Annotated in this window: 22 protein-coding genes and 5 pseudogenes; 15 read left to right on the forward strand and 12 right to left on the reverse strand. The window is 54.7% G+C overall.

The features are described from left to right. Positions 1 to 5 precede the first annotated feature (5 nt). The 6 genes and pseudogenes from A3OI_RS0113130 to A3OI_RS0113155 all read left to right on the forward strand — a co-directional run. A pseudogene (locus A3OI_RS0113130) lies at positions 6 to 443 on the forward strand (ISAzo13-like element transposase-related protein); the annotation flags it as partial. Between the two features lie 24 nt (positions 444 to 467). After that, entirely contained in the window at positions 468 to 683 is a 216-nt protein-coding gene (locus tag A3OI_RS0113135; RefSeq protein WP_323806882.1) for an ATP-binding cassette domain-containing protein, read from the forward strand. A gap of 58 nt (positions 684 to 741) precedes the next feature. Continuing rightward, entirely contained in the window at positions 742 to 1,914 is a 1,173-nt protein-coding gene (locus A3OI_RS0113140) for an MlaE family ABC transporter permease (protein WP_026224195.1), read from the forward strand. Beyond that, a complete protein-coding gene (locus A3OI_RS0113145; protein WP_018404726.1) occupies positions 1,915 to 2,757 on the forward strand; it encodes an ABC transporter ATP-binding protein in 843 nt (280 codons plus the stop codon). Next, complete coding sequence (locus A3OI_RS20220) at positions 2,757 to 3,623, forward strand: MlaD family protein (protein WP_228702976.1); 867 nt, start codon at positions 2,757 to 2,759, stop codon at positions 3,621 to 3,623. The genes A3OI_RS0113145 and A3OI_RS20220 overlap by 1 nt, the downstream gene beginning before the upstream one ends. A gap of 76 nt (positions 3,624 to 3,699) precedes the next feature. After that, positions 3,700 to 4,344: an ABC-type transport auxiliary lipoprotein family protein gene (locus A3OI_RS0113155; RefSeq protein ID WP_018404727.1), complete on the forward strand. Its 645-nt coding sequence runs from the start codon at positions 3,700 to 3,702 to the stop codon at positions 4,342 to 4,344. Positions 4,345 to 4,348: 4 nt separating this feature from the next. Here A3OI_RS0113155 and pgsA read toward each other — a convergent pair whose 3' ends face one another. From pgsA to A3OI_RS0113175, 4 genes are all read right to left on the reverse strand, one after another. Next, positions 4,349 to 4,897 carry a CDP-diacylglycerol--glycerol-3-phosphate 3-phosphatidyltransferase gene (gene pgsA, locus A3OI_RS0113160; protein ID WP_018404728.1) on the reverse strand — a complete coding sequence of 183 codons (549 nt, stop codon included), beginning with the start codon at positions 4,895 to 4,897 and terminating at the stop codon, positions 4,349 to 4,351. Between the two features lie 7 nt (positions 4,898 to 4,904). Further along, a complete protein-coding gene (uvrC, locus tag A3OI_RS0113165; protein WP_026224196.1) occupies positions 4,905 to 6,755 on the reverse strand; it encodes an excinuclease ABC subunit UvrC in 1,851 nt (616 codons plus the stop codon). Further along, positions 6,739 to 7,389: a UvrY/SirA/GacA family response regulator transcription factor gene (gene uvrY, locus A3OI_RS0113170; RefSeq protein ID WP_007350089.1), complete on the reverse strand. Its 651-nt coding sequence runs from the start codon at positions 7,387 to 7,389 to the stop codon at positions 6,739 to 6,741. Before uvrY ends, uvrC begins: the two co-directional genes overlap by 17 nt. A gap of 92 nt (positions 7,390 to 7,481) precedes the next feature. After that, positions 7,482 to 7,742 carry a YheU family protein gene (locus A3OI_RS0113175; protein WP_018404731.1) on the reverse strand — a complete coding sequence of 87 codons (261 nt, stop codon included), beginning with the start codon at positions 7,740 to 7,742 and terminating at the stop codon, positions 7,482 to 7,484. A 218-nt stretch (positions 7,743 to 7,960) separates the two neighbouring features. On the opposite strand from A3OI_RS0113175, the gene A3OI_RS0113180 reads away from it, so the two are divergent. The 6 genes and pseudogenes from A3OI_RS0113180 to A3OI_RS0113205 all read left to right on the forward strand — a co-directional run. Beyond that, entirely contained in the window at positions 7,961 to 8,269 is a 309-nt protein-coding gene (locus A3OI_RS0113180; protein WP_018404732.1) for a phasin family protein, read from the forward strand. 117 nt (positions 8,270 to 8,386) lie between these two features. Continuing rightward, the gene (locus tag A3OI_RS0113185; RefSeq protein WP_018404733.1) at positions 8,387 to 10,195 is read left to right on the forward strand and encodes a PHA/PHB synthase family protein; all 1,809 of its coding nucleotides are present in this window, start codon (positions 8,387 to 8,389) and stop codon (positions 10,193 to 10,195) included. A gap of 127 nt (positions 10,196 to 10,322) precedes the next feature. After that, on the forward strand, positions 10,323 to 11,036 hold the full coding sequence (locus A3OI_RS0113190) for an AzlC family ABC transporter permease (RefSeq protein ID WP_018404734.1): 714 nt from the start codon (positions 10,323 to 10,325) through the stop codon (positions 11,034 to 11,036). Next, positions 11,029 to 11,373, forward strand: a complete 345-nt coding sequence (locus tag A3OI_RS0113195) for a branched-chain amino acid transporter permease (RefSeq protein ID WP_018404735.1) — start codon at positions 11,029 to 11,031, stop codon at positions 11,371 to 11,373. The genes A3OI_RS0113190 and A3OI_RS0113195 overlap by 8 nt, the downstream gene beginning before the upstream one ends. A 48-nt stretch (positions 11,374 to 11,421) precedes the next feature. After that, positions 11,422 to 11,760, forward strand: a pseudogene (locus A3OI_RS20225) (AEC family transporter); the annotation flags it as partial. A 71-nt stretch (positions 11,761 to 11,831) separates the two neighbouring features. Then, positions 11,832 to 12,044: pseudogene (locus tag A3OI_RS0113205) on the forward strand (YceI family protein); the annotation flags it as partial. Between the two features lie 2 nt (positions 12,045 to 12,046). On the opposite strand, the gene A3OI_RS0113210 reads toward A3OI_RS0113205, so the two are convergent. Further along, positions 12,047 to 12,979: a DMT family transporter gene (locus A3OI_RS0113210; protein ID WP_018404738.1), complete on the reverse strand. Its 933-nt coding sequence runs from the start codon at positions 12,977 to 12,979 to the stop codon at positions 12,047 to 12,049. A gap of 141 nt (positions 12,980 to 13,120) precedes the next feature. On the opposite strand from A3OI_RS0113210, the gene A3OI_RS0113215 reads away from it, so the two are divergent. Next, a complete protein-coding gene (locus tag A3OI_RS0113215) occupies positions 13,121 to 13,957 on the forward strand; it encodes a LysR family transcriptional regulator (RefSeq protein WP_228702977.1) in 837 nt (278 codons plus the stop codon). 119 nt (positions 13,958 to 14,076) lie between these two features. Here the strand turns inward: A3OI_RS0113215 and A3OI_RS24705 are convergent, their stop codons facing one another. After that, a complete protein-coding gene (locus tag A3OI_RS24705) occupies positions 14,077 to 14,178 on the reverse strand; it encodes a hypothetical protein (protein ID WP_155903130.1) in 102 nt (33 codons plus the stop codon). A gap of 145 nt (positions 14,179 to 14,323) precedes the next feature. Between A3OI_RS24705 and A3OI_RS0113220 the strand changes: the two genes are divergently transcribed. After that, a complete protein-coding gene (locus A3OI_RS0113220) occupies positions 14,324 to 15,013 on the forward strand; it encodes a haloacid dehalogenase type II (RefSeq protein ID WP_018404740.1) in 690 nt (229 codons plus the stop codon). A gap of 57 nt (positions 15,014 to 15,070) precedes the next feature. Here the strand turns inward: A3OI_RS0113220 and A3OI_RS0113225 are convergent, their stop codons facing one another. Together A3OI_RS0113225 and A3OI_RS0113230 are read right to left on the reverse strand one after the other, a co-directional pair. Continuing rightward, on the reverse strand, positions 15,071 to 16,846 hold the full coding sequence (locus A3OI_RS0113225; protein WP_018404741.1) for a bifunctional diguanylate cyclase/phosphodiesterase: 1,776 nt from the start codon (positions 16,844 to 16,846) through the stop codon (positions 15,071 to 15,073). A 6-nt stretch (positions 16,847 to 16,852) separates the two neighbouring features. After that, positions 16,853 to 18,058, reverse strand: a complete 1,206-nt coding sequence (locus A3OI_RS0113230; RefSeq protein ID WP_228702978.1) for a methyl-accepting chemotaxis protein — start codon at positions 18,056 to 18,058, stop codon at positions 16,853 to 16,855. Positions 18,059 to 18,300: 242 nt separating this feature from the next. Here A3OI_RS0113230 and A3OI_RS22085 point away from each other — a divergent pair. After that, positions 18,301 to 18,567: pseudogene (locus A3OI_RS22085) on the forward strand (transposase); the annotation flags it as partial. A gap of 28 nt (positions 18,568 to 18,595) precedes the next feature. Here A3OI_RS22085 and A3OI_RS20230 read toward each other — a convergent pair. From A3OI_RS20230 to A3OI_RS0113250, 4 genes and pseudogenes are all read right to left on the reverse strand, one after another. Next, a pseudogene (locus A3OI_RS20230) lies at positions 18,596 to 18,895 on the reverse strand (IS3 family transposase); the annotation flags it as partial. A gap of 6 nt (positions 18,896 to 18,901) precedes the next feature. Beyond that, positions 18,902 to 19,942 carry a tyrosine-type recombinase/integrase gene (locus A3OI_RS0113240; RefSeq protein ID WP_018404744.1) on the reverse strand — a complete coding sequence of 347 codons (1,041 nt, stop codon included), beginning with the start codon at positions 19,940 to 19,942 and terminating at the stop codon, positions 18,902 to 18,904. Continuing rightward, positions 19,939 to 20,898, reverse strand: a complete 960-nt coding sequence (locus A3OI_RS0113245; protein WP_018404745.1) for a tyrosine-type recombinase/integrase — start codon at positions 20,896 to 20,898, stop codon at positions 19,939 to 19,941. Before A3OI_RS0113245 ends, A3OI_RS0113240 begins: the two co-directional genes overlap by 4 nt. Continuing rightward, positions 20,895 to 21,644 carry a tyrosine-type recombinase/integrase gene (locus tag A3OI_RS0113250; protein WP_456085386.1) on the reverse strand — a complete coding sequence of 250 codons (750 nt, stop codon included), beginning with the start codon at positions 21,642 to 21,644 and terminating at the stop codon, positions 20,895 to 20,897. The genes A3OI_RS0113245 and A3OI_RS0113250 overlap by 4 nt, the downstream gene beginning before the upstream one ends. Between the last annotated feature and the right edge of the window lie 68 nt (positions 21,645 to 21,712).

The raw sequence follows: 21,712 nt of genomic DNA on the forward strand, positions 1-21,712 counted from the left end.
CTGTTATTGATGACGACATTAAACACATACGCACCAGATTCGAGAAACTTACGTGGGTCTTGGATGAGCGCATGAGGCGTCTATTTGCTGCTGCAGAAGCCTCGGCGCTAGGTCATGGCGGGGTCACAAAAGTTGCGCAGGCCACTGGGGTATCTCGACGCGCGATACATGCTGGACTGGAAGAATTGGCGGCCGAAAAATTACCGAATGAAAGTCATGGTAATCGAATTCGGAAAGTGGGGGCGGGCAGAAAATCTGTCATCGAGACCGAGTCTGGAGTGATGGCTGCGTTAGAAAAACTGGTTGAACCGACGACGCGAGGTGATCCAGAATCACCGCTACGCTGGACCTGCAAGAGCTTGCGTAAACTGGCCGGGGAGTTGAGCATACAAGGCCATTCTGTGAGTCATCCGAAAGTGGGGGATTTGCTGCGGGAGCTGGGTTAGAGCGGCGTGGGTCTGGCCGGCATGGGCAAGCGCCGCCCGGCGCAACTGTCCGGCGGTCAGCGTCAGCGGGTGGCCTTGCTGCGAGCACTGCTGCGCGGCCAACCCCTGTTACTATTGGACGAACCCCTGACCGGGCTTGATCCAGACGCCCGTCATATTTTGCACGGCCTGTTGCTGGAACAAAAACGCGACGGTGTGGCGATGATACTGGCCAGCCACGATGCGGAAGGCGGATAAGGTGTGGAGTCTTTAAGCTGCTATCTATTCGTTATTATCCTAGGAGTTTGGCAACAACGTGACCCGTGCTGACATGTCGGATTACTCACAACCTGGCCAGAGCGCCGCTGGCAAACTGCTGATTGACGGCGACCAAATAAGCGCCTGCGGCGACTGGACCCTGCCCTACTACCACGCCCTCTATTCATCCGTTACCGCAGCTGGCCAAGACTCCGACCGCTATCAAACCCTGAACCTGCAAACGTTGGGGCGCATAGACACCGCCGGTGCGGCACTGCTGGCCGAACTTGTTGGGCCCCATAATCTGGAGCAGTGGCTAGCGGATAACCCGCAAGCGGTTAGTCGTGAAACCGCCGCGCTTTTGAGTGCAGTCGCAACCGCCATGGCCGATCAACAGCCACTGCCAGCCCCACCCGGCTTTACGCTGTCTGGTTTGGTGCGCGATGTCGGCGCTTGGGTAAATGAGTTGTACCAGCTCGTTGTTACCCTTATTGGCTTTATTGGCTTTATTGGCCAGATTATTGCGGCCCTGGCGTGGACAACACTGCACCCACGGCGCTGGCGCATGACGGCTTTTGTGGCTGCGGTTCAAGACACCGGGCTGAATGCGGTACCCATTGTAGCCCTGCTCACCTTTCTGGTGGGTGCTGTTGTCGCTTTCCTCGGGGCCACCGTACTGGCAGATTTTGGCGCCACCATTTACACCGTTAACTTGGTGGCTTTTTCATTCCTGCGGGAGTTTGGCGTTTTATTGGCGGCTATCCTGTTGGCTGGCCGCACAGCCAGTTCTTTCACCGCCCAGATCGGCGCCATGAAAGTGAATGAGGAGTTGGACGCGCTGCGCACGCTAGGCCTCAGCCCCATCGAACTGCTGGTGTTGCCGCGGGTACTTGCAATGATGGTGAGCCTGCCGTTGCTGACATTTGTAGGGATGATATCCGGCATGGTGGGTGGCGCCCTGGTGTGTTCGATGACGCTGGACATCACTCCGACACAATTCATATCGATTGTGTCGCAGGACGTCGCGTTGAAGCACTTTTTGGTGGGTTTGTCCAAGGCACCCATATTCGCTTTTCTAATGGCAGCCGTGGCTTGCCTTGAGGGTTTCAAAGTCAGCGGCAGCGCCCAGTCGGTAGGCGTTCACACCACATCCAGCGTAGTACAGTCGATTTTTATGGTTATTCTGTTCGACTCCATCGCAGCGCTGTTTTTTATGGAGATGGGCTGGTAAATGACACAAACAACGGATGGAGAAAACAGATCCCAAACTTCGATTATCCAGGTGCGAAACCTGGAAAACCGCTTTGGCAGTCACGTTGTTCACCAACAGCTTGATTTGGACCTGTTTCGCGGTGAAATTCTGGGAGTGGTCGGCGGGTCTGGTACCGGCAAGTCGGTTTTACTGCGCAGCATCGTTGGTTTAGTCAAGCCGTCAGGCGGCGACATTCGAGTATTTGGCAAGGATTTGCTCGCACTGTCTTCTCGCCAACGCTCGCTTACTGAACAGCGCTTTGGCGTACTGTTTCAAAAAGGCGCGCTGTTTACCTCGCTCAATCTTCAGGAAAACATTGCCCTGCCGCTGATCGAACATCGCAAACTGCCGCGATCCGAAGCCGAGCATCTTGCACGCATGAAACTGGCACTGACCGGTTTATCGGTAAAAGCGGCTACCCAGTATCCGTCGGAGTTATCCGGCGGCATGATCAAGCGCGCGGCGCTGGCAAGAGCCCTGGCTCTGGATCCGGAAATCCTGTTTCTGGACGAGCCAACCGCCGGGCTAGACCCAATCGGCGCAGGCGCCTTCGACCAACTGATTGTTACCCTGCGTGATGCACTGGGTTTAACCGTGTTTCTGGTGACCCATGACCTGGATACGCTCTACAACAGTTGTGACCGGGTGGCGGTACTGTCGCAGAAAAAAGTTCTGGTGGCCGACCGTTTGCAGAAAGTTGTCGAAAATCCCGACCCGTGGATTCAGGAGTATTTCCTTGGGCCACGGGGCCGGGCCGCCAGCTACGCGGTTCAAACCAACCCAACATCGCAATCATCCTCTTCCCAGCAGGAGTTATCATAATGGAACCCCGGGCCCATCACTTCCTGATTGGAATGTTTACGATTATTACGGCGGCCGCCGCTCTGGTGTTCGCGTTGTGGCTTGGCAAAACCAGTAACGAGCGGGAGTGGGCCTGGTATGAAGTGGCGTTTGATTACACAGTCGGTGGCCTTTCTGAAGGCAATCCGGTTCTGTACAACGGCGTTAACGTGGGCGACGTGGTGTCTTTGCGTTTGGTGCGGGAAAATCCTGGGGAAGTGCGAGTGCTGGTGCGCGTCGATGAGACCATTCCGATGCATGAAGACACCCGGGCCAGCTTGGCACTGGCGAACATCACCGGCAGTATGAGCATCGAGTTCAGCGGCGGCAGCCAGAACAGCCCGTTGTTAATCGGTAGCCGTGAGAACCCCCCGATTATTGACGCCCAGCGCTCCGCGCTCAGCGGCCTGCTGGACAACAGTCAGATGCTAATGAACAAAGCCGACCAACTGCTTCGTAACGCCAATCAGTTATTTTCTACTGACAATATCGAGCAGGTGTCTGCCATTCTGAGCAATACCCGTGAGGCCAGTGAAACGCTGGTGCGCAAGAGCGCCGCTCTGGACGAGCTGTTTACAAATCTGAATCAGGCCAGCGCGAATGCCAGCCATGCCGCCGCCCAAATAGCCGAAGTGTCCGGCACCGCCGATGCGCTGTTGCGTAACGAGGGTCGCTCGGCGCTGCGCTCGATGGACCACGCCCTGGGTAATTTTGACGCCGTTATGCAGAGGCTGAACACCCTCACCTCCGACAACGCCGGCGCACTGGATGCAGGGCTGCAGGGCTGCAGGGCATGGGCGAGCTGGCACCGGCCCTGCGGGAATTGCGTAACACACTTAATAACCTGAACCGCTTTATCCGCCGGCTGGATGAAAACCCGGCAGGGACACTCTGGGGCGTAGACACTATCAAGGAATTGCCACAATGATTCGCTACTCGAAGAGTTTTGTACCGGCCACCCTGTGCGCACTGGTGATGACCGGTTGCACCATTTTTCCGGTTCCCGAGACGCCACGGGTAATGGATTTCGCGCCCGCGCCTTTAACCCTGGGCCGCGCTGGCGACCAGCAGCCTTATAGTCTACGTGTGGACACACCGGTGGCATCCGAGCCCATCAACAGCACCCGCATTCTGGCAAAACCAGAGGCTACAGAATTTCGCATATACGGTGGCGCACGTTGGCGCGACACAGCGCCCGTCATCATGCGCGATGCAATGACCGCGGCATTACGCAAAAGCCAGGTGTTTGAGCGGGTCATTACCGACGTCAGCCCGGCTGAGGCCGATCTGACCCTGGTGACCGAATTGCTGGCGTTTCAAAGCCAACCCGGCGCTAATCAAAGCGATGTGGTCATCCGCCTATACAGCGAAATTATGGAAAATCGCAGTCGCAGAACGGCGTGCTCGCAGGTCTTCGATATTAAAACCAGCGCCGCCAGTAATCGTTTGGACGATGTCATTATTGCATTTGATAGCGCCGGCCAACGCCTGGTGAGTGAGCTTGCGCTCTGGGCGAGCGCCTGTGAAGGGCTATCGGCCGACCCAAAAGCGGAAAACGAGTGGCCTTGAACGCTTACTTGCGCGGAAACAGGTCCGGCCAGGCCGCCTTCAAATATAACCCCATAGACCACAAGGTCAGCCCGGCAGCGACATACAGCAAACCGATTGCGATGTCAGCCTGAACCACACCGGGTGGGAAGGCCAGCAGCCCGATAATGGCCGCCATTTGGGCAACGGTCTTAATTTTACCAATATAAGACACCGCTACGCTGGCGCGGCTGCCAATTTCTGCCATCCATTCACGCAGTGCAGAAATTACAATCTCGCGGCCAATAATAATGATTGCAGGTAACGTCAGAATTAACGCCGCATGCTCCTCAATCAGCACCGCCAGAGCCACAGCCACCATAAGCTTGTCAGCGACCGGATCCAGAAACGCCCCGAAAGGCGTGCTCTGGTTCAGTTTGCGCGCCAGATAGCCGTCCAGCCAATCGGTCACGGCAGCCAGTGTAAAAATAGCCGAACTGACCAGGTAGCTCCATTGCACCGGCATGTAAAAGATAAACACAAACACCGGAATCATCACGATGCGCGAAAGAGTGAGAATATTCGGTATGTTCATTCGTTGCCTACTCGTCGTGCAATGCTGCGTAAATGGTTTCAGCCAGAGCCTTGCTGATGCCAGGAATTTTAATCATTTCGTCAGTGCCGGCTTTGAGCAGCTCTTGTATGCCGCCAAAGTAACGTATCAGATCGCGCCGGCGCTTTGGACCTACACCTTCGATCCCCTCAAGGGTGGACTGACGGCGCTTCTTATCACGGCGAGCGCGATGGCCGGTAATCGCAAAGCGGTGTGATTCGTCACGGATATGCTGGATCAGGTGCAGCCCGGGTGAATCTGCTGGCACCCGAAACACCCGTCCGGTAACCGCATCGATTAACTGCTCCATTCCCGCCCGCCTGGCAGCGCCTTTTGCAACGCCAATCAGCGGAATGTCCGTAATTTCCAACGATTCAAAGACTTCACGGGCAATATTAAGCTGGCCCATACCGCCATCAATAAACACTAATGAGGGCCGTTTGCCTTCTCCGGCTACCAATCGCTTATAGCGACGGGTCAGAACTTGGCGCATTGCTGCGTAGTCATCGCCGCCGGTGATACCTTCAATATTGTAGAGCCGGTAATCGCTTTTCAATGGACCGTTTTCATCGAACACCACACAAGACGCCACGGTATTTTCGCCATGGCTGTGGCTGACATCAAAACACTCCATGCGCGCCGGCGTTTCTGCCAGGTCCAGCAGGTCTTTTAGCGCCAATAAGCGGCGGTATACGGTTTCCTTGCTGGCCAGGTGCGTCAGCAGCGTCTGGCGGGCGTTGGTTTGCGCCAGCTCTAACCAACGCCTACGCTCGCCGCGCACATTACCACGAATGCGGGTGTCTCGCTTGGCTGCCTCTGACAAAGCTTCGGCTAACAGCGCCATGCCCTCGGGTTCAGAGCTCACCAAAATATCCTGGGGAATCTCGCGACGGGTGTCTCCGGCAAAATAATACTGGCCCAAAAACGCCGCCAGCAATTCACCGTCAGACTGTTCAATGATAAATCGCGGAAAGTAGTCTTTGGTACCCAGCACTCTGCCACCGCGCACGATGATGACCACCACACACACTATGCCCGCGTCTTGGGTTATGGCGATCACATCGGCATCGCCGCCTTCCCCATCAACGGACTGCTGCTCCTGAACATGTCGCAGGTGGTTCATCTGATCGCGGTAGCCAGCGGCCTTTTCAAAATTCAGCTCTGCCGCAGCTGCTTCCATAGCCTGCATCAGATCTTCAATCACCACCGGGTTCTTGCCTTCAAGAAACATGGCCGCACGGCGTATATCCTGCTGGTAGTCCTCTGGGGAGATATAGCCCACACAGGGCGCGGTGCAGCGATTGATCTGATATTGCAGACAAGGTCGATTTCGGTTTCTGAAATAGCTTTCATTACAGGATCTTATGCGGAAAACCTTTTGCAAAACATTAAGGCTTTCTTTAACCGCACCCGAGCTGGGGAAAGGCCCGAACCAGGTGCCGCCACCTTTTTTTGTACGCCCCCGGCGAAAGGTCAGTGAGGGATAATCCTGGTGCGCGGATACATAGATGTAGGGGTAAGATTTATCATCCCGCAGCAGTATGTTGTAAGGCGGCCGTAACGACTTGATTAAATTCTGTTCCAGCAGCAAAGCTTCGGTTTCGCTGCCGGTTATGGTGACCTCAATGGAACAGATTTTTGCCACCAGGGCCTGGGTTTTCGGTGCCAGGCCGGTGTTACGGAAGTAGCTGCTAACCCGGTTTTTCAGATTGCGCGCTTTACCCACATACAGCACTGTACCGGCGGCGTCGTACATCCGGTAAACGCCCGGCCTTTCAGTAAGCTGCTTAAGGAAGTGCCGGCTGTCAAAAGGCGCCGCCGCATCAGACGTTACTGGCATCGTGAAACCCGAGGCGTACAACCATGAGAGCCAGCTCAACATCACTGGAAATTCCGAGTTTTTCAAACACACGGTAGCGGTAGGTATTGACGGTTTTCGGGCTCAAGCAGAGTGCGTCGGATATGTCCTGAACCTTTCTGCAATTCACCACCATCAACGCTATTTCACGCTCACGCTCGGAAAGACGTTGGAACAACGTCAGTTCCGGGTGATCTTCATTGCCCTGCCCTAACGCCATTTGCTGGGCAATTTCCGGGCTGATGTAGCGTTGTCCGGCGTGGGCTTTACGCACAGCGCGAATGATCTCGCGAATATCGGCGCCCTTGGTAATATAGCCGGCAGCACCTGCCTGCATAACCCGTACCGGATAGGGGTTATCTGAACAACCGGTTACCACAACTACCCGCACGGCGCCATTCAATCGCAAAATTTTACGGGTTGCTTCAAGGCCACCAATACCTGGCATGCGAATGTCCATCAACACCACATCGGGCGGGTTGCGGCGTACCTGTTCAATGGCATCTTCACCATTTTTAGCCTCGCCGATTACCTCGATGTCCGGGTTGTCAGACAGCATGCGTGAAATCCCGGATCGAACCAGATCATGATCGTCTACCAGTAACACTCTGATCAATATGCACCTCACACAAAGCTGATAGCATTCAGGCCGTAATTGTAACGGTTAACGCCGAATCACGATAGGCAACAAACCATGACGAATCATGGTCAGCGCTGGGCCTGCGGCCTGTCCAAACTGGCGGTATTGTTGACTGGATCAAACCACACCACCAGCTCTCCCTTGTCGACCGCAGCCTTGACCCTGCCGGTTTCCACCAGAGGATTTTCCTGATCGTTCAGGCCGTGATAACGGGTGCAGTATTCTTCAACAAGACCCAGTATCTGATCGTCGGCCAGTAAATCGACAGGTACAATAAATAATTCTTCTCGCGGGTCCTGTTCAGATACCGTAGTAAGCGACTCGCTCATTATTTAAAACCTCAGTCATTAAATCATAAATATCGACGGTCTAATTGGCGCGCCCACTCAAAACAATTTAAAGTGCTTGTAATAAAAATTTCATGCGGCGCCTTGTATACTCATTTGGGCTGCTAAGGGACAAGCTTCCCTCTTATTTACTTCTAGCTACTATACGTTAATCTGAAATGCATTTCTTTAATGATTCCAATCACAAAGGATCTGCAAACATGAATAATGATATGTTCAAAAAAGCCAGTCGCCTGAACGAAACTATGCTGGAACAACTGGGCAGAGCCGCGGAAATGCAGATGAATGCATTTCAGCGCTACTCCGAAATGGCACTAAGCCAGGCGAAAAAAGCCTTTGAAGTTCGTGATCTGGATGGCCTGAAGAGTCTTGCTTCTGAGCAGAGCGAAACTCTGAAAGCGTTGAACGATCAGTTTACTGACGACATCAAGGCATGGCAGGATTACTCCAGCCAAGCGCGCGAAAAAGTTCAAAAAGCCGTATCCAGTGCCGATGAATCTGCCACATAAAAAAGCAAAACCGGCGCGCAAAAAATTAATTGCGCCTAGTTTGAATAGTAACATTTTTGCGGTCGATCAGGCTTCCATGCCTAACCGACTGCTCTTGTTTCGCTTGAGGAATTCTGCATGTTGGGAATGGAAAAGCTGAGTAAAACCAAAAAATTAGTGGCCGGTGTTGTCGACACTAATGTGCGTCGTGGCCAAGAGCGATTGGCAAAAATGTTAGACGACAAAGGCTTGGTCAGCCCAACCACCCTGTCAATGATGGGGGAAATGTCGGATATTTATAAGGCTATGGTCGCCGATGTTGCTAAGAATCCGTTGCGCACAATTTCGGCAGAAAGTGACTTGCTGCGCAAATATCTGGCGCTAGGCTCCTACACGTTTAGTCGCGCAATGGGTAAAGATCAGGATTCAGTGGCTAGCCCGGAAGCAGACGACCGTCGTTTTCAAGCTGAAGACTGGTCCAAGCATTTGCCCTTTGATTTGCTGTTACAGGCTTATCTGATCAACTCTCAAGCATTTCAAGATTGGTTAGAGGGTATGGACAACCTGCCCAAAGACACCCGCGACCAAATGCTTTTTTACGCGCGCCAGGTCACCAGTGCGCTGTCCCCTGCTAACTTCTTGGTCACCAACCCGGAGGCCCTGCGCATTACTTGGGAAAGCAAAGGCAAGAACCTGTTGACGGGTGGCAAGCAATTTATTGACGACTATCGCCAGAACCCGAAGCTGTTCAACGTGGGTATGACCGACCGCTCTGCGTTTGAGGTCGGTGGCAACCTGGCAACAACGCCAGGCAAAGTTGTATTCCAGAACGAACTGATCCAGCTGATTCAGTACACCCCGACCACGGAAACCGTAGCAAAGCGCCCGATGTTGATCGTGCCGCCCTGGATCAACAAGTTTTACATTCTGGACTTGACCGCTCGCAACTCGTTTATTCAGTGGCTGGTTAATCAGGGTCAAACCGTATTTGTTGTTTCCTGGCTAAACCCGGGGCCCAGCCAAAGAGACCTGGCGTGGGACGATTACATGGAGAAAGGCGTGGTAGCGGCGATGGACAACGTTACCAAAGCGACCGGCGAAGCGAAAATGAATCTGATTGGCTACTGCGTTGGTGGAACCCTGGTGGCATCAACCCTTTCTTGGTTGAAGAAAAAAGGCCGCAAACCAACCGTCAGCGTTACCTACTTCACCACGCTTCTGGACTTTACTGATCCAGGCGGTATTAGCATATACATCAACGCTCGCTCGCTTGCCGGCATCGAGAAGATGATGAACAAGAAGGGTTACCTGGACGGCCGCGCCATGGCCTTCACCTTTAACCTGCTTCGTGAACACGAGTTGTTCTGGTCTTTCTGGACCAAAAACTACCTGAAAGGCGAAAAACCAGCGGCCTTTGACCTGTTGTACTGGAACACCGATGGTACCAACCTGCCGGCAGCTCTGCATGGCCCTTACCTGCGGGAAATGTATCTGAACAACCGTCTGGTGCAGCCGGATTCCCTGTCGTTCTGTGGCGAGACCATCAACCTGGAAGAGATTGACGTGCCGTCTATGTTCATAGCCGCACGCCAGGATCACATTGCCAAGTGGAAGTCCTGCTATACCGGCGCTCAGGCTCACGGCGGAAAAGTACAATTCTTGCTGGGCGGCTCCGGCCACATTGCCGGCATTATTAACCCGCCGTACAAAGAAAAGTACGGTTTTTGGACCAACAATGTGGATACATTGCCAGAAAATCCGGACGACTGGCTGGCAGAAGCCGAGCAGCACCCTGGTTCATGGTGGCCGCACTGGGTTGAGTGGCTGGCTCAGTATCAGGGCGACCAGGTTCCTGCCCGCGTCCCAGGCGAAGGCAAGCTGAAGGCATTGGAAGATGCCCCTGGCAGCTATGTGAAAGTTCGCGCAGCGGACGCAGTGAAAAGCTGATAGCAGAGTGTAAAATGGTCTGCCCGAAAACCGCGGCGAAGCTTATGCTTGGTCGCGGTTTTTTGGTTCTTCAATCTGCGCTTTAAATTGGCTATCATTGCCGCCTCTAAAAATAGTTTGGATGCTAATGACTCCCTCTGCGTTTCGACTCACCCTGCCAATCCTGTTTGGCTATTTGCCGCTGGGCATGGCGTTTGGCGTACTGTTTGCCACACAGCTTGATTACCCCTGGTGGATAGCCCCGCTGATGGGTGTACTGGTGTACGCCGGTGCCGGACAGATACTGGCTGTCAGTTTGCTGGCCGCTCATGCCGGATTGCTGGAGGTGTTTATTGCGATGTTTGTGCTCAACGCCCGGCATTTGTTTTATGGCCTGTCTTTGCTAGGGCAATTTCGCGGCGCTGGCTGGCGTAAGCTGTATTTGATATTCGGCCTAACCGATGAAACTTACTCGCTTCTCACCAGCCGCCAGCGCACCCAGAGCCGCGAGCAGGAGTTGCATACGGATTTTCGCATTACCCTACTGAACCAGTTTTACTGGGTCGTCGGCTGCGCGGCCGGTGGGTTTTTGGGGCACAGCGTTACCTTCAATAGCACCGGCATTGAATTTGCGTTGATCGCGCTGTTCATCGTGTTAACCATTGAGCAGTACAAAGCGCTGGACGAAACCTTTCCGCTCTGGCTGGGTGCTCTGGCCGCCGGGGTGGCTATGGCCGTTCTGCCAGCGCCGCACCAACTCATCGGAGCCATTGTGATCGTTTCACTGGTGTTGTTACTGCAATACCGCCGGCACAGAGACGCTCTGGCCCGCAATCGCAGCGGGGAGGAAACCCATGGTTGAAAACCTGTTTCAAAACTACTATCTGTCCAGCTTTATAGCGGTGACGGTGCTGGCAACCTTTGCCACCCGCATTATTCCGTTTGTTTTTTTCGAGCACCATACTGAGCACCCTGTCATCAAACACTTGGGGCGCTATCTACCCGCCGCTGTTATGGCGTTGCTGGCTATCGTTTTTTTACAACGCTCGGCGACATGGTCTTTACCGGTGGTTGGTCTGGATGCGCTAATCCCCGGCGCTCTGGTAGTGCTGGTTCACCTTTGGCGCCGCAACGCTCTGCTGTCTATTGCTGCAGGCACCCTTCCGTATATGGCCATTCAACAGGCCGGCCTGTTCTGAGTCACAGGGCTCTGAATGACCGGGCCGGAATCATTGGAAAACACCTCTATGGAATTGCTGGATACCTTTGTCCGAACCCTGGAAACCACACTGCCGGTATTCATCATGGTCTTTATTGGCATGGGGCTGCGCCGCGTTAACTGGATAGACGACGCGTTCGTCAATACCACCTCGGCCCTGGTGTTCAAAGCAACATTGCCACCGCTGATTTTTCTGAGCATTACCCGTGCGGATCTGAGCACCGCTCTGAACCCCGGTTTGCTCGTGTTCTTTTTGATGGCGACCGTTGGCAGCTTTTGCCTAGCCTGGGTGTGGGCGCACTTCCGCGTGCGTCGGGAAGACCGCGGCGTTTACGTGCAGGGGGCATTCCGCGGCAACTGTGGCATCTGTTTTTTGCCAGCCCGACGGCAGCGGCCAGTTTTATAATGGTCAAAGCGTTGGGGGGGGGGGGCGACCGCCTGGCCATGCTCGGCCAAACCAATCCGGTTGTATTAAACGTAACGCTCAACAAATCTGCGGTTTATCCGTTCGGGCACGAGGAATACACGCTGGGTATTAGCGCCGAAACCCGCCTGAAACGCAGCGAATGGGGCATGACCTACGGCCTTGATGGCGACATGGTCGGCGACGAAGTTACCCTGCGCTTTGGTTTTGAAGCCATCAAACAATAGGGTTAATTCGAGGCCGGTTGTTGGCGGCCAGATTTCATAGACGCCACCACCGAGCCGGCCACTACCAGTAACGCCGCCACCGGTAAACGCCAATCCGGGGCGGCAATGCCCGCAACGACCAAAAGCACCGCGGCTAATACCGGCACCGCATAAGCCAGGCTACCAATCAACGCCGTAGGCCCGGTACGCACAGCCAGGTCCCAAGCCACCATAGCAAGCCCATTGGGCCCAAGGCCAAGAGCAATACCGGCCAGCAAGGCGCCACCGGAAGGCATTCCCGGTGCGCTTCCAGCCAGAGTGTCAGCGGTTGCCGCGCCGGCGCCGGCAACCAGAAGCAACAGTGGCATCAACGGTGCAATTGCTACCGGCGCCGCCTGACAAATCCACGAATACAATGCCCAGCAGCAAGCGGCCAGCAGTGCCAGTGCATAGCCGGCATAATGGTCACTAGCACCCGCTCTCAGGGAGTCAGGCGATATCAATACCGCCGCGCCACAAAATGCAATACCGGCCCCGACGATGACTGGCAATGGGATGCGCCGGTGAAACAGCCACTGGCTAAGAACAATAAACAGTATAGGCCAGGTGTAAGTAATCAATGCGGCCTCGGCAGCGGGCGCATTGCCCATGCCCGCCAGATAACTGGCCACGGCGCCAAAAATCAGCGCGGGCACCAATCCATAAATCACCAGTTTCCACTTGAGCGACACCGCCACCTGCCTGGCTTCCGTTCGCGCTTTTTTGCGTTTGCGCAACGTCATGGGCAAAACCGCCACGGCACCACTTAACAAAGCAATTGTTGCTAGCCGAAACGGCGCTACCTCGCCTGCGATGTCCACCAGCAGCGGCGCGATCGCCCACAGAACAACGGCGACAAGCGCTGCAAAAACGCTGAGGTAAAGCGGTTGGCGTAAGGCAATGGTGTGGCTGTTCATGGTTAGTGCTCCCTTAACGCTGCTGAATTAGCAAGACAGAGCCTAACCCTATACACTTTAAACACATCACAAAATCAACATTCATTGATTAATAACCTAACAGGAATTGATGAATTGAGGCGGCGCATTCTGGACTTGAACATGCTGCATACGCTGGTCACGATTGCCGACGCCGGCAGCGTAACCGCGGCGGCTGAACGCCTGGCGTACACACAATCGGCTGTGAGCATGCAACTGCGCCGGCTGGAAGCATCATTGGACGTTGCCCTGCACGAACCCGCGGGTCGTAAAATTCGCCTGACAGCCGAGGGGCAAAAGCTGGTGGGATACGCGCGGAAAATGCTGGCGTTGAACAGTGAGGCGGTAGACGACGTTCAACGCCGTCAGATTTCCGGCGAACTGAGCCTGGGTATTCCCGAGGATTACGCTTTTTTGCTGACGTCCGTGTTATCGCACTTCAGCCAGCGGTATCCGGCGATTCAGTTACAGGTTATTTGCCGCTCCAGCGTTGATCTGGTGAAGCAGGTACAGGATGGCGGCCTGGATATGGCCGTGGTAACGCGCCAGGTGCGTTCACCGGGCGGTGAGGTGATTCGCCGCGAACCACTGGTATGGGCCGTTGGCGCCACCGCGCAACCATCACTGGCCGACCCGATACCGCTGGCGTTTTATTCGCCCGGCGCAGACGTGTTTCGTGATGTTGCTGAAGCGTCGCTGGCCTCTGCAGGCCGGAACTGGCGCATGGCCTATTCCAGCCAGTCCATGACCGGCCTTTTGCCGGTTGTCGTGGCCGGTTTGGCGGTGGTTGTGGTAACCCGCAATATGCTAACCGATCAACTGCGGGTGATTGACGAGCGCAGCGGCATGCCGCCGTTGCAATCCGTTGAAATCGCCCTGCACCGCTCTATTGGACGGCCATCGGAACCGGCACGCCAGCTGGCGGACCTGATTCGAACTCACCTGGCGTCCAATGATTAAACTCGAACCAGCCCTGTGATTCCAAAGGTTGGTCGAGCGCTTTCTGTAGTCTGGCATCTTTTTGATAAATATCCGGGCGGAACACCAGCTCGCCGTCTTCGCCCGAGTGTACCGTCCAATTATGCAGTATGACTGGCATCAGACACATTAAACGCGTCTCGTGTTTGTTGACCTACAATACCGTCAGTCTCCAGCAAGTGATGTCGCTGAAACAGGCGCACGGCCTATACTTACCGACTACCCGGACCCCGAGTGGTTGGCAACGTCTGAATTCTTAAGCTGTAAACGCACAGGTGGCCGGCTGGCCATGAATTGATGTATTAATGTAGCCTTCGCGATTTATAACGTAACCCGAAGAGGATGCTCATGTCCGACAATAAGTTTCCATCCATTATCGTGTTTGATGTGAATGAAACACTTCTCGATATAACCACCCTGGAGCCTCTATTTCATCGCGTGTTCGGCGATCGACAGGTGCTGAGGGAATGGTTTTCGGCATTGGTTCTTTATTCACAGACAATGACTCTGTCCGGTCTTTACACGCCCTTTGGAGAACTTGGCGTGGGCGCACTGCGGATGACCGCCGACATTCACCAGGTGGACATTGGGGATGACGATATTGCGGAGCTAAAAGAGCGGATGAGTACAATGCCGGCACATCCGGACGCTATTCCCGCTCTTACCCGGTTGCGCGATGCAGGTTTCAGACTGGTAACCCTGACCAACTCGGCCAGCGGCGCTTCGCCCACCCCGCTGGAAAAGGCGGGATTAAGTCACTTTTTTGAGCGAACCTTCAGCATCGAGGAGACGGGTAAATTCAAACCCGCTCCTGAAACCTATCGCCTGGTCGCGAAGGCGTTGTCTGTCGAGACCTCAGACTTGTGCCTGGTCGCCTGTCACCTTTGGGATACCATAGGCGCCCAGGCAGCTGGTTGCCGTGGTGCGTTTTTAACACGCCCTTACAACGCTATTCTGACGGCGCCTGGCGTACCCCTTCCCGACTTGGTTGCAGCCGAACTGACCGACCTCGCCGGTCAGATTATTGGCTGCCGGTAACACCTTGTAGAGGCGTCCGACGGTCGCACTAAAGCCAGTCGGGCCGTTTAAACCACGTCAGGCCAAAAGAGCCGTTTTGCGTTCGTCAGGCGTCTCATTTAGAGCCGCAATACTACTTACAATCTGGATCCCACTCACTGCTTTCTTGGCCTTGGACTTGGCAACCGCTGCGGTCGCTGCCAGATCTGCTGCGGAACCAAATGCCCGGCTATCTGCAACAACGATTCCTGCTGAGAGAGCCACCAGGGGGAACTGCCTTGGCAGGCCATCACGATCTTCACCCGTTATGAAACCCGCCTGACGCATCGCTTCCGGATAACGCGTCGCTGCCTCTAAGGCGAAAAGCTGTTGCACTTCTTCGCAGCGCTTTCGGATTTCAAGTCGATCGCTAAATACCACAAAATCATCCCCGCCAATATGGCCGACCCACTCATTATCCCCATTGAAAACCGCACACAGTTGTCGTGCCAACGACAAGATCACCTCATCACCTTTGCTATAGCCCAGCAAGTCATTGAAAGGCTTGAAGTGGTCAATATCGAAGTAAATGCAGGTGAACGGGTTGTTTTGCTGAAGCCGGCGAACGGATTCCTGCTGAATCAGAACATTTCCCGGCAACTGAGTAAGAGGATTGGCATGTCTCGCCTGCTCCACCCGGCTCCTGGTCATCATGCGAAGCAGAGACCGGGTTGAACCCAGCCCTATGTAATGGCCATTCCTGGTCACGATAAAATGCTGTTTGAGGTAATGAAGGTCGTCCTCTAAAAGCGACTGACTGACCGCTTCCAGAGATTCGTCATGCTCCACAACAAGCGCATCATAGGCCGTTAAACTAGACACCGGCTTTGTCTCATTGAGTGCGCGACCATAGGTAGAGCTGAAAACTTCCATTACACGCCATTTATGCAGCAGACCGAGAGGCCTGTCATTATCCACCACGGGCAACGCAAATATTGAGGGCGAAGATTGCAGGACCTGCCAGGCCTCGCCCAGTGACGCCGTTGGAGCAAGTGGCACGATGTAGCGCCCCAGGTATCCCGCATCGGAGGTCGCCTGACCCCCGCCGATGGGAGCCGGATTGTCCAGCGCTGACAATTCGGCGGTAGGAAACGGATTGGGGCGCCCCAGCAGGAATCCCTGAATCAGATGAATTCCCATTGAGCGCAGCAGCGTCAGCTCAGCAACCGTCTCAACGCCTTCTGCAATCAGCCGGCACCCCAGCCTTTCACAGAGGTTGATGACGGACCGAACGAACTCTTTTTTTACCAGGTCTCGATCAACATCGCGTATAAAATGCCGGTCAATTTTGACAAAATCCGGCTGGATTTCAGACCAGAGTTTTAACCCGGAATAACCCGTTCCCAGATCGTCTATTGCAACCCGGAAACCCCGTTTCTTCAATGCAATCAATCGAGCCTTTAACGCCTCCGGGTTATCCGCCGGATAACGTTCAGATAGCTCAATAACGACGTTTTCCGGCTTGAGGCCGTTTGTCGTCAACAAAGACTGTAAGCGATCCTCCGCAAACGCTTTCGGTAACAGCAGCCCCGGTGAAACATTCACGAAAATCAGGTGACTGACTCCGTGACGAATGCAGCTTTGCCCGGCTTCAAGCAGACATGCCTGCTCCAGGCTGACTACCTGCCCGCATTGCTCTCCTGCCTGAAATAACGCGGGGGCCCCATGGAGCGGGCTGTCTGAAGGTCCCCGGCTAAGTACCTCGTAGCCAAGAACAGTTCCTTTCTGGCAGTCAACAATGGGTTGAAACATCGTTGAAATCAGCTGCTGATCAATAATGCGCTGTAGCTCTCTCGCTTGGTCATTGGCTTTCATTCTGTCTTATACCCCTTGAATCTGGAAACGAGAAATCAGGGCTCGCAGCGATTCTGACTGCCCACGCAACTGATCGCTCACCGTCTTCGTGTGACCGATATGCTGCTCCAGGCCCTGTGAGCTTTCTCCCAGCGCATCCGCGCGCCGCCCCACCCGGCCAATCTCATCCCGTTGAACGTGAACTGCCTCGTCTACCTCATTGGTAAAATGGCTGAGATCATCAAAGGTTTGTTTAAGTGCCACCAGGTGGGTCTTGAGTGTTCCCAACGTCTCCCAGTTAGTGCCACCGGCTGCCCGGGTCTCATCCAGTAAGCCGTTAGCACTATTAACCTGGGTTACAAGCTCGCTAACCCACTGACGCACCTGATTGGTGGATTCACCCGTGCGGCGGGACAGGCTTCGTACTTCATCGGCCACAACGGCGAAACCCCGACCCTGCTCTCCGGCGCGGGCCGCCTCAATTGCTGCGTTCAGGGCCAGCAGGTTGGTTTGTTCAGCGATGTCCGCGATCACGCCGATCACCTGTTCAATCTTTTTACTGGAACCGTGAAGCGCCTCAATCGCTCCTGCCACGCGATTGATAACCTCAATCGCATGTTCAGCGGCACGTTCACTCTCGCGCAGCTGGTTCTGAACATCATCGTTGCCTTCCACAGCGCCAGTAACCTGCGTTCGGGAATGCTGTGCTGATTGCTCAATCTGGCTTGCGCTCTTGGTAATGGCGTTCATTGATGAAACCACATCGTGAATCTGGCGAGTGTTATGTAGCGACGAGGCCTGTACTGCATCCGCCTGCTCATCCAGATTGGCGGAACGCTGTTGTAAGGCGGCCGCAGCGTCTGTGACGTCCTCCACGAACAGTTTGAACTTTTCGATCAGACCGTTGATTGCTAGCGCCACAGCCGTTACTTCATCACCCCCTGAAATCGGCAGCGGGGTGGAAAGGTCTGAAGCGGCTTCCATGTTCTTCTCAGCCCAACCTTGCAGGCGCGGATTCTCAAGAGCTGACTGCCATTGCGCCTTTATCGCTGCCGAAGTTTCTTCAAACTGTGCGTTGATCTCATCCCACAGCAGCAGTTGAGCTCTAATTTTGTAAGAAAGATCCTTAAGTTGGCGATGGCTGCGATCTAAATCCGTCAGCAGCCAGACATCCGACATCTGCTCTCGCACGAGTCGATCCGTCGCCTCCTCAGCCTCCCGCACCACTGACATAGAAAGCCCTGTCAGACCGGTAAGAGCTATTAAACAAAACCCAGAAAATACTACTAAGCGCTGACGGACCGTAAGACGCATAACGTGAACTACCTCTCGAAACGTTCACGCTGAGCATAGGTCATGATCATGACAGTTTTGTTTCAAGGGCTAGGGGCTATTGACAATTGTTCGTAAGCCTTTGAAAGGTAATAGCAAGCTCGTATAATGAAGTTCCACAACAACAATTATACGAGCCCGCAATACCCAGATACATGCTCACAGAGGAGCTGTGGTCCAAGCTAAGAGAAATATTGCTTCAATTCAGCCTCTATGACAAGGCAGGCCTGCGCAGGACAGTGGAAGGTATTCTGTTCAGAATGCGTACTGGCATGCCCTGGAGAGATCTGCCAGAGCATTTCGGCAAGTGGAATTCCATCTACAAGGCGTTCAATCACTGGTCGAAAAAAGGCATCTGGAAAAAGCTCTTTAGTGGGCTGACAACCGACTCGGACCTGGAGTGGGTCTGGAGTGGTCAAGCACTTTGTGACAACCCAGTTAAGCTGCTTTCCTCAGTTCGACAGCCGCTGCTTCGTAACCCATCGGGCTGATATAACCCAGCGTAGAGTGCAGGCGTCGACTGTTATAAAACATCACAACGTAATCCAGAATGTCCCGCTGTGACTCCGTGCGGGTCTGGTAGCTTCGCCACTGCACACGTTCCTTTTTCAAGCTCGCAAAAAAGCTCTCAGCGACCGCATTGTCCCAGCAGTCGCCTTTGCGGCTCATGCTGCCAACAAAGCCGTTAGCGTGTAGCAACCGCCGATAAGCGTTGCTGGCATATTGAGAGCCTCGATCCGGTGTTTATCTGAGCGTGTAGAGCATTTGCAGTTTTTCTTCGCTGAGCCATTCCATATCCGATTGGCTGATGCCGGGCGTTGCTGCGTTCATGGCGGCTCTCATCATGTCCAGGGTGGCGAAAGCGTAGAAGGCTGAGGTAGTGCTCATGCTTTCATGTCCGAGCAGTTGCATGATGATCGGCAGTGGGATCCCTTGCTTGTAGAGATCCATCGCCTTGGTTTTGCGCATCATGTGGCAATGCAGTGTGACGGGGATCGAAGAACAGGTGCCTCGGGCGAGGTCCCCAGCCTTCTTGAGTATCGCTGAGACGCTGTCTTCCGAGAGCCGGATGGGTTCGCCGAGATGGAGGCTGTAAAACAGCGGGCGCACGGCGGGCAGGTTTGCCCAGTGAGGGTGGAATTCGTTGAGATAAACCTGAAGGTGTTCGACTGTTTTGTCACCCAAGGGCACGACACGGCTCTTATCTCTTTTTCCGCTGAGCGTCAGGTGCGCCGGTTTCGTCAGTTTGAGCTCGCCCAGGGTGAGGCCGGTGATCTCACCGACGCGTGCTGCGGTCTCGTAGAGGAGTATCAAGAGCATTCGGTTGCGTCGAGACTTCATAGTGGAGCCGTCGAAAGCCGCAAGGATCGATGCGGTTTCGTTCTCCGGAAGGTATTCGATGGGCTTTTTTGGTGGGGTCGGGGCCTTGAGCGTCTTGGCTGCGTCGTTCAGTGCGACCAACCTGAGGTCTTCGCGGGAGACGTAACTGAGGAACGCTTTGACCGCCGTCAATCGCAGGGTCAAGGTTCTTGGCTGGTACCTTTTGGTCTCGCGCATCCAAATGAGCCAGCCTTTGATGAACGTTCGTTCGAAGTGATCGAAGCTGATGTCCTTGCGCTGGATGTGCTGCACCTCGATGAGGTAGTCCACGAAGCATTCCAAAGAGATCCGATACGCTTCGATGGTTTTTGGAGACAGTGCCCTGACTTTGGGCCTGTATTCATGCAAATAGTGTCGGGCATAACCCCAGAAATTTGGGGTGGCGTTCCTGATGTCGCGTTTCATTCGAATCCCACCTCCGGCAGAATCTTCTGACTTTCACGAGTAATGTCGGCGTATCCGTTCATGAAATCCGGAGATGTGTGGATGTAATAATAGGTGCTGTCCAGCGAAGCATGGCCCATATATCGGGCCAGGTAGGGCAGCATTGCGTTAACGTCAATGCCTTCGGCCATCCACCGTTCGATGTTGGCGTAAGCAAAGTGATGCCGAAAGTCATACGGGCGCGGTTGCTTTCCTTCTAAGGACCGCGGCAGGCCGGCTTCGTCCCAGATCCGGCTGAACATGACCCCAATCCATGCTGGCGTCACCGGGCTTCCAGTAGAGGACTGGAAGAACACGGCTCGATCGTTCCCGAAGACGTGGCGTGATGCGTGATCGCAATCCGTCAAGATGCCAACGATCTGTTCGGTGAGGGGAAGCCGCCGGCTGCGATTGGCCTTGGACCAATGCACGTCGATGACGCCGTCAGCGAGGTTCACGTCGCCCACTTTCAGCCTGCGCGTCTCGCAAGTGCGAAGTCCGCAGGAATGCATAAGTGCGAAGAACGCGACAGCTTGCCATTTCCACGGTGATGTCGTTTCCAACCGTGCCGCAGCGTGAAAGAACATGCTGATTTCTTCGTGCGTCAGCAGGTATGGCTGGGTGCGGACGAAGCCGGCCTTCCAGTCGTCCGATAAAACGTACGCATTCTGGTTGCCGTTGATTCGTTCCCATCGGCCAAAATCCCTGATGTAAGACATCCACGATCGAGAGCTATTGGGCTGGCTCGATTGTCTGAGGACGACCCACCCTTCAACAGTGATTCGGTCGAAGTTTTTCAGGCCGCGTTCAGAGCAGTCGCGGTCAAAATTCCTCAAATACCACACGCGGGAATTGCCGTGAAAGCCCATGCTTGTCTTGAAGGCGAGGTAACGCTCGAGGTCGGGCGCGAACACGCTCGTGAAGCTGGGCCCGTTCATCGCAGCGTTCCCTGATCGAGCGGCAGCGGGAGCACGCAGGCGCGCAGGTGCCCGGTATCCGTGCTCAGATACACGTTGGTGGAATCCGGGCTTGAGTGGCCAAGTACTGCCGATATCGTTGGCAGAGGTGTTCCTGCACGAAGGAGTTTCGACGCCGCATTATGGCGGAGCAGCCTGGTCCCAACCTTCGTGCGGTCCACCCCGGCAGCTGCGAAGACCTTCCTCGTCACTTCATAAATGGAAGAATGATCTGCCAGCTCGGTATGAGGCGCGAGCATACGCAAAAACAGAGGGTCGTCCTCGGAATTCGTCCGCTCATTGAGAACATACTTTGCAAGCTTCCCAGCGATCACAGGGAGCAACGGAAGCGTCAGCGGATNACCGGTTTTCTGCTGCACGATACCGATCGTTGAACCGCGCCAGTCGANGTCCTTCAATCTCAGGGCGATCAGGTCGCACGCCCGTAAGCCCGTCACTAGCGCAAGCAACACGATCGANGCGTCCCGTGCAGAAACCTCGCCATGAGTGCAGGCGTGGACAACGGCCAATTCTTCGTCATTTCCCAGGAGAGGTACGATTCCGTGGTGACGCTTGACGTTAGCCATTTTCAGGGCATTCAGCAGGTCACCACGTCGCGTGAAATCCAGGAACGGACGGAAATTCGTGACCACAGTCCACATCGCAGTTTCAGCCCACCGTCCCCGCAACGATTCGAGAAATCTAAGGACACTGGCACCGTCAGCCATGGCCAACGACGTCAGCCCGGTGCCCTCCAAATAGAGAAGGTAGTCGCAGGCCGCATGACCATAGGCAC

It is taken from the genome of Marinobacter gelidimuriae (assembly GCF_000372805.1).
GTDB classification, from domain to species: domain Bacteria; phylum Pseudomonadota; class Gammaproteobacteria; order Pseudomonadales; family Oleiphilaceae; genus Marinobacter; species Marinobacter gelidimuriae.